Annotated in this window: 12 protein-coding genes; 10 read left to right on the top strand and 2 right to left on the bottom strand. The window is 57.7% G+C overall.

Annotated elements, in window-relative coordinates; all coding sequences use genetic code 11:
• Positions 1-137 precede the first annotated feature (137 nt).
• From ACZM8Y_RS16910 to ACZM8Y_RS16880, 7 genes are all read left to right on the top strand, one after another.
• Positions 138-488 (top strand): type II secretion system protein, encoded by a 351-nt coding sequence (locus ACZM8Y_RS16910; protein ID WP_308770681.1) that lies wholly within the window; start codon positions 138-140, stop codon positions 486-488.
• Complete coding sequence (locus ACZM8Y_RS16905) at positions 466-1,173, top strand: type II secretion system protein GspJ (protein ID WP_487480024.1); 708 nt, start codon at positions 466-468, stop codon at positions 1,171-1,173. Before ACZM8Y_RS16910 ends, ACZM8Y_RS16905 begins: the two co-directional genes overlap by 23 nt.
• Positions 1,160-2,200 (top strand): type II secretion system minor pseudopilin, encoded by a 1,041-nt coding sequence (locus ACZM8Y_RS16900; RefSeq protein ID WP_482332131.1) that lies wholly within the window; start codon positions 1,160-1,162, stop codon positions 2,198-2,200. Before ACZM8Y_RS16905 ends, ACZM8Y_RS16900 begins: the two co-directional genes overlap by 14 nt.
• A gap of 47 nt (positions 2,201-2,247) precedes the next feature.
• On the top strand, positions 2,248-2,700 hold the full coding sequence (gspG, locus tag ACZM8Y_RS16895) for a type II secretion system major pseudopilin GspG (protein WP_302552558.1): 453 nt from the start codon (positions 2,248-2,250) through the stop codon (positions 2,698-2,700).
• Positions 2,684-3,169: a pilus assembly FimT family protein gene (locus ACZM8Y_RS16890; protein WP_482332136.1), complete on the top strand. Its 486-nt coding sequence runs from the start codon at positions 2,684-2,686 to the stop codon at positions 3,167-3,169. The genes gspG and ACZM8Y_RS16890 overlap by 17 nt, the downstream gene beginning before the upstream one ends.
• Positions 3,166-4,176, top strand: a complete 1,011-nt coding sequence (locus ACZM8Y_RS16885; RefSeq protein WP_482332140.1) for a tetratricopeptide repeat protein — start codon at positions 3,166-3,168, stop codon at positions 4,174-4,176. The genes ACZM8Y_RS16890 and ACZM8Y_RS16885 overlap by 4 nt, the downstream gene beginning before the upstream one ends.
• A 312-nt stretch (positions 4,177-4,488) precedes the next feature.
• A complete protein-coding gene (locus ACZM8Y_RS16880; protein ID WP_482334525.1) occupies positions 4,489-4,911 on the top strand; it encodes a CPBP family glutamic-type intramembrane protease in 423 nt (140 codons plus the stop codon).
• A 587-nt stretch (positions 4,912-5,498) separates the two neighbouring features.
• On the opposite strand, the gene ACZM8Y_RS16875 is transcribed toward ACZM8Y_RS16880, so the two are convergent.
• Positions 5,499-6,260, bottom strand: a complete 762-nt coding sequence (locus ACZM8Y_RS16875) for a DeoR/GlpR family DNA-binding transcription regulator (protein ID WP_302554734.1) — start codon at positions 6,258-6,260, stop codon at positions 5,499-5,501.
• 148 nt (positions 6,261-6,408) lie between these two features.
• Here ACZM8Y_RS16875 and ACZM8Y_RS16870 point away from each other — a divergent pair, with 148 nt between their 5' ends.
• Positions 6,409-7,188, top strand: coding sequence for an HAD hydrolase-like protein (locus tag ACZM8Y_RS16870; protein WP_482334523.1), 780 nt, complete (start codon positions 6,409-6,411; stop codon positions 7,186-7,188).
• A gap of 119 nt (positions 7,189-7,307) precedes the next feature.
• On the opposite strand, the gene ACZM8Y_RS16865 is transcribed toward ACZM8Y_RS16870, so the two are convergent.
• Positions 7,308-7,817 (bottom strand): DUF1269 domain-containing protein, encoded by a 510-nt coding sequence (locus ACZM8Y_RS16865; RefSeq protein WP_005025835.1) that lies wholly within the window; start codon positions 7,815-7,817, stop codon positions 7,308-7,310.
• 1,480 nt (positions 7,818-9,297) lie between these two features.
• Between ACZM8Y_RS16865 and ACZM8Y_RS16860 the strand changes: the two genes are divergently transcribed.
• Together ACZM8Y_RS16860 and ACZM8Y_RS16855 are read left to right on the top strand one after the other, a co-directional pair.
• Positions 9,298-9,789: a hypothetical protein gene (locus ACZM8Y_RS16860; protein ID WP_308772177.1), complete on the top strand. Its 492-nt coding sequence runs from the start codon at positions 9,298-9,300 to the stop codon at positions 9,787-9,789.
• 50 nt (positions 9,790-9,839) lie between these two features.
• Positions 9,840-10,352: a hypothetical protein gene (locus tag ACZM8Y_RS16855; RefSeq protein WP_482334521.1), complete on the top strand. Its 513-nt coding sequence runs from the start codon at positions 9,840-9,842 to the stop codon at positions 10,350-10,352.
• Positions 10,353-10,415 lie beyond the last annotated feature (63 nt).

The raw sequence follows: 10,415 nt of genomic DNA, 5'->3' as shown, positions 1-10,415 counted from the left end.
TACCTGAAACAGGGGGTGCAATGGCTGCACGCGCTGGAATCGCACCCCGGCGTCCGCGTCGAAAACGTCACGTTCCGGCGTTCGGGCAAAAATCTTCTGGATATGGACATGACCGTTTCCCTTTCCGGGGGCGCGCAATGAACCGGGGCTTCACCCTGCTGGAAGTGCTCGTCGCGCTGGCGATCCTGAGCACGGTGGCCCTGCTTGCCGTCCGCGTCAGCGGGGACAGCCTGACGCAGCTTGCGGAAACGGGATGGGAGGACGGCGTCCTCCGCGCCGGAAGAGCCAAGATGCTCCAGATGCTCCGGGAATCCCCGGACAGCCTCGAACAATGGGGAACCCTGTCCCCGGAATACCCTGATGTGGAATGGCATTCAAAACTCGTCGCCCTTCGGTGCATGGAAGGCAAACGCCTTGAATTCCGGCTGGTGGAAAACCGTGGGACGTCCTACCGGGAGCTGCTGCTTGAATACGTCCTCCCGCGATAATCCTCCCTCGACGGGCATGTGCGGCTTTACGCTCGTGGAACTGCTCATCGCCATGACCCTCACCGCCGTCATCGGCATGGTGCTGTTCAGCACCTACAGCATGGTCATGGACAACGGAAAGACCGTGCGCAAACGCGTCCTCGAACGGGAAAGCGAGCGCGTCTTCTGGGGCATCCTCGACAACGACATCGCCGGGCTGTGCCTCATCGACGACAAGCATTCCACCCTGCCCCCGCTCTCGCGCGAGCCGATTGTCCCGTCCGATGCGTTCTACCGCCTCACCGAAACGGACAAGCCGCAGCCGTCCGACGACGAAGTGCTGCTGTCCTTCGCCACCAGCTCGCATCTGGCGGACATGCCCGGCGATCCCTTGCCCGGCCCGGTATGCGTGGAATACGTCCTGCGCAACGGCAGCCGTTCCGCCGCCTTCATCCGGCGCGAACGGGCCTACTGCGGCGTGGAGGGCGATTTCCCGTGGTCAGAACTGGTGCTTGTCCGCAATGTGAAGTCGCTTGAAGTGGCCCTCTATTCGGCCAAGACGCAATACGTCGAGGACTGGCCTTCCCCGCTGCCCTCCGGCGCCATACCCGAAGCCATCCGGTTTGCCCTGCACAGGGAAGGAGAAGAACAGCCGGAACTGTTTGTCATCCCCGTTTTCCCCCGGAGGCCGCATGTACGGGACTAGGGGAACTTTCTTCAAGGACAGGCGCCGGGGCGCGGTGCTCATTCTGGTGCTGTTCGTGCTCACCGGGCTTTCCGTGCTGACCGTGGAGTTCAGCCGCGACATCCTGCTTGATCACGCCATGTCCGCATCCACCCGCTCCATCCTTGCCGCCAAACCGCTCATGGAGTCCGGCGAACGCCTCGCCACGGCTGTCCTCACCCGGAACAGCGAAGAGGGGACCCCGGATCATATGCGGGAGGACTGGGGGCTGTTCGGCCTCGGGCTGGAGCGTCTTTCCGCCGAACTGCCGGGCGCGGACCTTTCGGGCTCCATCGAGGACGAAAACAGCCGCTTTCCCATCAACGCCATTTTCTACGAACGCGAGGCCGATCGCGCCCGCGCCGAGGCGTTCGCCGACATCCTCACCCGGCTGCTGGCCGGGCTCATGCGCGTGCACGGTTACGCGGGCGGGACGGACAACGCCCTTGCGCTGGCCAAAGAGTATGTGGATTCGCTCCGGCAGTGGGGCGGGCTGGCCGAAACGGATCAGGACACCCTGAAGTGGTATCTCACGCAGACGCCGCGCCGCCTGCCGCCGGGACGCCCCCTGATGGCGCCCGAAGAAATCCTGCTCGTGCGCTGGCCGCATGTCGAACAGGAATGGGGGCGGGATGTCCTGCGCGGGACAAAGGAGCTTCCCGGCCTCTTGGAAACCCTGACCATCTGGACGCAGGGGCCCATGAACATGAATACGCTCCAACCCGCCGTGCTCAGCGCGCTCGTCCGCGACGAACGGCAGGCGCGGCCCTTCGTCAACGCCGTCCTGCACTACCGCAGTAACCCCGACAACGATTTGGGGGAAAACTGGTATGAGGATCTGCTCTCCGCGTACGACGTCCCGGCCCTCCCCAGCGGCTGCCTCGACGTGCGGAGCCGCTGGTACAGGCTCAACCTCACCGTACAGCAGGGTGCGCGGAAAAATACGCTCACTTCGGTGGGATGGGTCACGCACGAATATGTCACATGGGAATACCGGGCCGTACGTTAACGCCGCCCGGCTCTGATACGCACACTTGCGCCCGACAGGAGGAAAACATGGACAAAGGACACATCCGGCAACGGAACAACGGCGGGTTCACCCTGCTCGAACTGATGATCGTCATCGTCATTCTGGGGATTCTCGGAGCCATCGTCGCCCCGAAATTCATGGACGAACCCCACAAGGCCCGCGTGGTGCAGGCCAAGATGCAGATCGAAAACCTGTCCACGGCGGTCAAGAAATTCTATCTCGACAACGGGTTCTATCCGTCCACGGAACAGGGCCTCGAAAGCCTCGTCACCCGCCCGGCCATCGGCAAGACGCCCAAAAACTACCCTGCCAACGGCTACATCACCAAGATCCCGAAAGACCCTTGGGGCAACGATTACGTCTACACGGCGCCGGGGCAGAAAGTGCCGTTTGAAATCATGAGCCTCGGCTCCGACGGTGCGGAAGGCGGCGAAGGCGAAGCCGCCGACATCTGGGGCGAAGATGTGCCCGACCGCTGAGCGGCGGTCTGCCGGGTTCACCCTGCTTGAGCTGCTCATTGTCCTTGTGCTCATGGGCGTGCTGGCGGCCGTGGGAGCGGGCGCCCTCTCCGTCGAGCGGAATCCGCTCTACACCGGGGCGCAGGCGCTCGTCACCGCGTCCTCCACGGCCCGCAGCCGGGCACTTCTGCTCAACGCGCCCGTTACGCTCGAACTCGGCCAGACGTTTATGGAAATCAGCTCGGAAAACGGCGATCGCCCGCTCAGGGAGGACTTCCCCAAGGGCATGTCCGCCGCCTCGGTTGACGAACACTACCTGCTCGGCAGCTCTCAGAAGCTGCTGTTCCATCCCCTCGGCGTGGTGCAGGAACACGTCGTCCACCTTCAGTCCGGCCAGGATACCCTCTCGGTCTATATCCCGGCCACGGGAACGGCCCGCATCCTCGAAGGGCAGTTTTCTCTGGAACAGATTCGCAAGGAGTTTTTATGATGTCGGCTCACCGCCCCGTCCCGCAGCACGGGCTTTCCCGCCGGGTCCCCTTCCGTTCCGCAGCGGCGGCCCTCTGTGCCGTTTTCGTCCTCATGGCGGCTTCCGGCTGTACGCCCATGCGCAAACAGGGGGCCGCCCCCACCTTTCCGGCCAGCACGATGAACGAGGCCGTCGAAGCCTACCAGAAAGGCGACTGCCGCGAGAGCATCCTCCGTTTCAGCGCCGCGCTGCAGCAGCAGGAGCACCCGGCCTTGCTCAACGGGCTGGGCATGGCCTATCTGAGCTGCAACCAGCCTCGGAACGCCGCCCAAGCCTTTGAACGCGCCGTCTCCATCTCGCCCGGATCCGCCGCGCTGCATACCAATGCGGGCACAGCGCTGTACGCCGCCAACGATTACAAGCGCGCTGAACGGCAATTTGACGCGGCCCTGCGGATCGATCCCACCAACCCGGAAGCCCTTGTGGGCAAGGCGGGCATCCTCATCCAGCGGAAGGAGCCGGAGAAGGCCCTCCGGCAGCTTTCGCTGGTCAGCGGCACGGATGCGGCGTCTTCCGAAGTGCTCTACAATAAGGCGCTCGCCATGTATCAAATGGGGCTCGCGGACGATGCGGGCACGGCTCTCGGCACCTATGCCCGTGAGCATCCTGACGACGCCGAAGCGCAGAACGCCCTCGGCGTCGTGATGCTGCGCGCCGGAAACTACGCCAGCGCGAAGGCGCATCTTGATCGGGCCATCGCCTTGCGCCCCGAACAGGGTGAGTATTACTACAACCGGGCGAACGTGCTCAAGGAGCAGAAGGAATTCAAGGCCGCCATCGACGACTACACGCGGGCCGTCGCCTTCATCCCGGATCTGGCGGGCGCGTACATCAACCGCGGCGACGTGCGTTTCCTGCTGCGCGAAACGGAAGGTGCCTGTCAGGATCTGAAAAAAGCCTGCGAGCTTGGAGAGTGCGAGCGTTTGAACAGATACGAGGACGCCGGGCGCTGCCGGGATTTCTTTTAAGATTGGGGAAGGGGAGGAAGGCCCTTTCTGGAGAAAGGGCCTTCCTCCCCTTCCCCAAACCCCATCCCCTCCATCCCCAAAGACTTTTGTGCTTATCGAATCCCTATCCGCGGCTTTCCGGGAACAAGCGGCTGGAGAGTATCAGTTAGAGGGTGTTCAATGTGAAAACCTTCTTCCGGCTACAGGAAGCAGGCGGTCGCTGCGAAGGCATAAGCACAATGGAGTTGCGCTGTCCAATGCCGGATCGAGCGTATCTAAATGTTATATTACAATATGTTAAAGTTAAATTGCTCTAGTGGGTAATGATATAGCATGAAGGAAGTATGGGCGGACATCAGGGGATCGCTGGACAGGAGGCGTTTTTTCGGCTCGTTCCGGGATCGGTGGGTCTGGCTGGCCTTCCTGATCGGGGGCATTGGGCTGTTATTCCCGGCGGGCGGCATGCCCCCCCTGTGGCGTTTGGCATTCGCCGCCGTAACGGAGGAACTGGCGTACCGCGCCCTGCTCCAGCGTCAGCTTGAACAATGTGTGCCGGGCAAATGGGGACTGTTTACGGGCGGCATGTTGCTGGCATCGGCCCTGTTCGCGCTTTCCCACCTGCCGACGCATACGCCCCTTATGGCGGCCCTGACGTTTTTCCCTTCGCTTGCCTTCGGTGTGCTCTGGACGCGCCACTGTTCCCTCTGGCTCTGCGCCGCCGTTCATTTCTGGTATAATCTCCTTTTTTTTCTATAGGCTCTGTCATAGAAGGTGGTTACTTTTTTCAACATAGTGAAAATACATTTTTTCTCTATTGTTCCACTAAAAGATTCCATAACTGAGAAACGTTATTGGTCATTCCTTTGGAATTTCAAAGGCTGTGTCATGGAAAACGGTTGATGCTTTATTTTTTGAAATTCTAGGTCGTATCTTCAATATATAATATATTGAAATTATTTAACCATTTCAAAGTCACAAAATGATTATTTTCAATAGCCTCAAATAATTACATGTAACATGACGACACGACCTAAAGAAATAACCAATAAAATCCCCCAATCACAGAGTCCACCAGCAGAAAGATTAAAAAAGCATATATTTTCAATATATTACTGAAACAAACAACCATGTACTATGACAGAGCCTTTTACATTTATAATATATTGAAAATATAGGCTTTCATATTGTTTTTCGTTGACTGGCTTTATGGCTGGGGTATTTTATCGGCTATATCTTTGGGACTTCAAGAAAACACCAATCGTTTGCTGTGATACAGCCATTCAAAAAGAAAGGAACCTTTCTCCTGAAAGGTTCCCTTCCTATCGTCATTCTTTTCGATCCGATCAGACCATGAACAATTCGACGCCGTGCTCATGGATGAGATCCGCCCACTTGGTGTCGATGGGGCCGTCGGTGAACAGCGCGTTGATGTCTGAAAGGTGCGCGACGCGAACCATTGCGGGCCTCCCGAACTTGGATCGGTCGGTCACGAGGAACACGCGGCGGGAACATTCGATGATGGTACGGGCCACGGCGACTTCCCGGTAGTCGTAATCGAGCAGGTTGCCCTCCTCGTCAATGCCGGAAATGCCGATGATGCCGTAGTCCACGCGGAACTCGCGGATAAAACGCTCGGCGCTGGCTCCGACGATGCCGTTGTCCCTGTGCCGCACCGTGCCGCAGGCGACCACCACGTCAAAGGAGGAATTGCGGGCGCAGATGGAAGCCACATTGATGCTGTTGGTCACCACGCGCAGGTTCTTGTGCTCAAGCAGGGCGCGCGCCGCCTCTTCGGTGGTGGTTCCGATATTGATGCACACGGAAACGCCGTCCGGGATGTGCGTCGCCAACAGAGCGCCGATACGCCGCTTTTCTTCCTGACAAATCCCCTTGCGCTCGTCGTAAACGATGTTCTCCGAACCGGAAACCATGCCCGCCCCGCCGTGGAAACGCTGCACTTTCCCCTCTCCGGCGAGCGCATTGATGTCTTTACGAACCGTCTGCGGCGTCACTTCAAAATGCCGGGCCAGCTCCTCGATGGTCGCGTAGCCGCGGGCCGAAAGGAACTCCTGCAAGGCCTGATGACGAGCGGAAGTTTTGCTCATGTGTCCTCCCTGTGCTCCCCGCTTTTATCCTGTTCTTCCTTTTGGTTCAACAGGCTGTGGGGAAACGTCAAAGGCTGTCCGGCTGGACAGGCGCACAAAGTCTCCGTATGGTAACGCGCTTTCCAACACTGATCCCCGGAAGACTGCCATGCTCAACAAGAAATGTTTTGTTCTGGATCTCGATGGAACCGTCTACCTCGGCGACATCCCCATTCAAGAAACGGTCGGCTTCATCCTCCGCCACTGGGACGCCATCGACTTCCATTTCCTCAGCAACAACACGTCAAAGGCCCCGACGACCTACGTCAACAAGCTGGCCCGGATGGGCATCCCGGCGACGCTTGACCGCATCCTTTCCCCCGTGACGCCGCTCATCGCCCACCTGCGGGCGAACGGCATCCGCACGGTGTACCCCGTGGGAAACCGTGACTTCGTGGCGTGCCTGCGCGAACGGATGCCGGAACTGAACGTCCTCGGCTACGGCGACTCCGAAGGCGCGGAAGCCGTCGTACTGGCATACGATACGGAGCTCACCTACGAAAAGCTCACCCACGCCGCCCTGCTGCTGCAAAACCCGGAAGTAGCCTACCTCGCCACCCACCCGGATCTCGTCTGCCCTTCCCCGCAAGGGCCGCTCCCGGATGCGGGCAGCTTCATGTCGCTGTTTGAAACAGCTACGGGACGCCGCCCACAGCATATCTTCGGCAAACCCGACCCCGCAGTGCTCGGCACGCTTCTTCAATCCTATGACAAGAAAGACATGGTCATGGTCGGCGACCGCCTGAGCACGGACAAGAAACTCGCCGAAAACGCGGGCATCGACTTCATCCTCGTCCTCAGCGGGGAAGCCAAGCGCAGCGACCTGCCCGGCCTCGAACGCCAGCCCACGCTGGTCGTGGACAACCTCGGCCAGTTGGAAAGCGCATAAGCGGAACCCCGCCTGATGTACGGGGAGGATTCCATACCGCCTCCCCGTTGCGCATACAAAAAGGCCGCTTTCCCTGAGGAAGCGGCCTTTCCATACTGCCTTTCCGGAGCATCGGCGAGCTATTCGGCATCCTTCTGAGCGGCGCGAGCGCTGTTCAGGGCGGCTTGGAGCTTGGCTTCGTCCTCATGGGACAACGAGGACTGGAGGACAGTCCCGCCTGTGCCGCGCAGGGCGTCAAGCACCTTGTCGGTGAGGTCGGAGTCGACCAAAACAAACAGGGCGGACGTGCCGGGCGTCAGCTTTTCGGCAAGCTGCTTCATGAAATCGTCGTTGATGCCCACATCGCTCAGCGCACCGGCGACGGCTCCGGCTCCGGCCCCGACCACAAGGCCAAGCAGCGGATTCATGAAGATCAGGCCGATGAGCACGCCCCAGAAACCGCCGCCGACGGCGCCGCTGGCGGTCAGGTTGTACATCTGGTGCAGCTTCACCTTGCCGTTCTGCTTTTTTTCAACAACCACGGCGTCCTCAAGGGAAACCAGATACGACTTCTGCATTTTCAGGAACTGAAGGCGCACTTCTTCGGCCTTGAATTCCGTATCATATGTCACAGCAATCAGTTTACGCATGGAAGAACCTCCTGATTCGTTTTGTGCCTTGCGCAAAAGGTGCCGCGAACGCCGGGAAACCGCCATTATATATCCCTTTAGAGTTCTGAGAGTATTGAACCCAAAGGGTTTCCTCAATGTTTTCAGGGGAGGGCGGACGCAAAAAGAAGCCTCCGGCCAACGGGGGCACCCTACCACAACGCTCCTTGCCCGCTTTTCCCTTATGTTGTGTCTCATGTTACATATAAATATTTGAAATTATTAAATAATAATATTTTGTTCCTTTAAAATAGTTACATAATTTCAATATATTATATCTAATTAACGCCACAACCTAGGGCCTGTTCACGCAAACAAAAAATAAGGCTCTGCTATATAGTATGTGGCTGTTCCATCTCCACAGTGCGGTAAAAAATATAGCTTTTTTTCCAGTTTTCCCCTTGAGGGATCCACGGTTAAGGCATTTTTCCGGTTATTCCTTTGGAGTTTCAAGAAAAAGGCTCTGTCATAGTATGTGGTTGCTTTATCTTCATAACACAGTGAAAATATAGACTTTCTCCCCAGCTTTTCCCTTGGCGGAATCCATAGCCAAGGCATTTGGTTGGTTATTCCTTTGGAACTTCAAGGAAAAAAGCATCAACCATTTTCTATAACGTAGCCAAGAATAAACATCATTTTTTACAAATGGTTACTGCGTATTTTTGAGCGATGCCGCATTTTTCTTCAACCCTCTCCAATCATGGGAAAATTCCAGCATGGTGTGAACACGGCCCAGGCTGTGTCATAGGAAATGGTTGATGTTGTTTTTAAGGGCTCTGTCATGGTATGCGGTTGTTCCATCTCCACAACGCGATGAAAATATAGCCTTTTTCTCCAGCTTTCCTCTGGCGAAATCCATAGCCAAGGCATTTTTCCGATTATTCCTTTGAAAATTCAAGGAAAAAACATCAACCGTTTTCTATGACACAGCCTTTTTTAAACTCCAAAGGGATAGCCAAAACATGCCTCAGCCGTAGAGCCCGCCAATAGAAAAATGGGAGAAAAAATCTGTATGTTCGTTATACTGTAGAGATGAAACAGCCACGTTCCATGGCGAAGCCTTCCCCTAAAAATGAGGAGGCGAATCCCGTTTTCCCGGACGCAAAAGGCCCTCCCTCCGAACCGTGCCGGGGGACGCCGCCGCAAACCGTATCCCAGCGCCGCATTGGCCCGATAAAAAGCGGGGCTCCGGACGTTCTTTTCCTTGTCCGGCGCTTGATCATCTTTGAACTTTCTTGCATGGTAAGGGCGCAGCACGGAACGGCAAGCTCCGTGCGGGCCCCTTTTCCATTGCAGCAGGCGTGTTGCAATACAACTGCAAAGGGAACAAGGAGATGCGTTTCCCGCCGGGAGAACCGCGCTTGCCCGCGCCGCTTCCCGCCCCTCCGGGCCGCCTGCACGGGAAACGCCGTCATATACCGGAATGTTATTCGGCAAAACGCATCCGCAGGAGGAAACATCCATGTCCGCTTACGCTGAAATCTGTTCCATGTTCGAACAACGGAGAAAAGTTGAAGAAGAATACGCCAGCGCCGCATACAGCCAGTTGCTGACCTTCGTGGAACTTTTTGAATTTTACATCGGCTGCCAGCAGCCGGATTTGGTGGTTCCCCTGCGCATCGACGAAGCCTGCAACCCCTTGCCGGATCAGACCGCCTCTTTCCGCATCGTCAACAACAAAATGATCGCCGCCGTCTGCATCCACACGGAGGACAGAAGCGACCGCACATGGATCCCCATCAGCGTCAAGCCCATCTCGTTGGTGGAATGTTTCATGGAAATCGGCTATGGAACTGACCGCGTCAAGCAGTTCCATGTAAACTTCTCCTACGGCGCCATCGGCATCAAGCAGACGAGCAGCGACAACGCGCTGTCCTACCTCGAAGCCATGTTCAGGGAAGAAGCCTCCTTTAATCCGTTCCACACCAAGGACGACACTAACGAAATCGGGTAGCGGCATGGCTGGCGGGGCCTCTCGCGGCCGCCCTGCCCGCCGGAAACGCCATGCAAGAACAAACTGAAAAGAAAATACTTTCTCCTGAACAGGCGGTGCAGGCCGCCTGCATCCTCTTTGAACTCAACACCCGTGAGCAGGATCTCCTTGAGATGGCCCAGCGAGCGGGTGTTCCTTGTGCCGACGACGCCTCCCGCAAGGCCCTCACCCGCGAATGGTACGGCTTCGTCCACGCCGCCGTGGTCTATGGCCTGATGGCGCAGGCCTCCAATCAGGTCATGGCCGAATACCTGCGGAGCACCCGGAACTTGCTGTCGCAGGTGGCCGGGTACACCTCCGAGCAGATCGAGAGCTTCATCGACGACACGTTTTCCGGCTATATCCGGCTGATGGCCCAGAACCGGCAGAAAGAGTGCCCCTCGCTGTTTTACCAGCGGCTGGTCGGCGAAGGGGCCTTGGAAGCCCTGCCCAAGGAGCGGGTTGCCTTCCTTTCCGGCATGATGGCGATTACCATGTGCGCTATCCTCGACAAGCTGGGGCAGTACGAGTTTGGGGTTGAATAGGATATCGGGGGAGGGGAGAGGGAACCCTTCTGGAGAAGGGTTCCCTCTCCCCTCCCCCGCCCC

It is taken from the genome of Bilophila sp. (genome assembly GCF_057864385.1).
The sequence above is the reverse complement of the archived record's forward strand: the minus strand, read 5'-3'. Positions and strand labels throughout refer to the sequence as shown.

Excerpts from the sequence above, each read along its gene's own strand:
- ACZM8Y_RS16890 (WP_482332136.1), top strand. The coding sequence starts at position 2,684 with ATGTGCCCGACCGCTGAGCGGCGGTCTGCCGGGTTCACCCTGCTTGAG.
- ACZM8Y_RS16860 (WP_308772177.1), top strand. The coding sequence starts at position 9,298 with ATGTCCGCTTACGCTGAAATCTGTTCCATGTTCGAACAACGGAGAAAA.
- ACZM8Y_RS16875 (WP_302554734.1), bottom strand. The coding sequence starts at position 6,260 with ATGAGCAAAACTTCCGCTCGTCATCAGGCCTTGCAGGAGTTCCTTTCG.
- ACZM8Y_RS16880 (WP_482334525.1), top strand. The coding sequence starts at position 4,489 with ATGAAGGAAGTATGGGCGGACATCAGGGGATCGCTGGACAGGAGGCGT.
- ACZM8Y_RS16855 (WP_482334521.1), top strand. The coding sequence starts at position 9,840 with ATGCAAGAACAAACTGAAAAGAAAATACTTTCTCCTGAACAGGCGGTG.
- ACZM8Y_RS16885 (WP_482332140.1), top strand. The coding sequence starts at position 3,166 with ATGATGTCGGCTCACCGCCCCGTCCCGCAGCACGGGCTTTCCCGCCGG.
- ACZM8Y_RS16910 (WP_308770681.1), top strand. The coding sequence starts at position 138 with ATGAACCGGGGCTTCACCCTGCTGGAAGTGCTCGTCGCGCTGGCGATC.
- ACZM8Y_RS16900 (WP_482332131.1), top strand. The coding sequence starts at position 1,160 with ATGTACGGGACTAGGGGAACTTTCTTCAAGGACAGGCGCCGGGGCGCG.
- ACZM8Y_RS16865 (WP_005025835.1), bottom strand. The coding sequence starts at position 7,817 with ATGCGTAAACTGATTGCTGTGACATATGATACGGAATTCAAGGCCGAA.
- ACZM8Y_RS16870 (WP_482334523.1), top strand. The coding sequence starts at position 6,409 with ATGCTCAACAAGAAATGTTTTGTTCTGGATCTCGATGGAACCGTCTAC.
- gspG (WP_302552558.1), top strand. The coding sequence starts at position 2,248 with ATGGACAAAGGACACATCCGGCAACGGAACAACGGCGGGTTCACCCTG.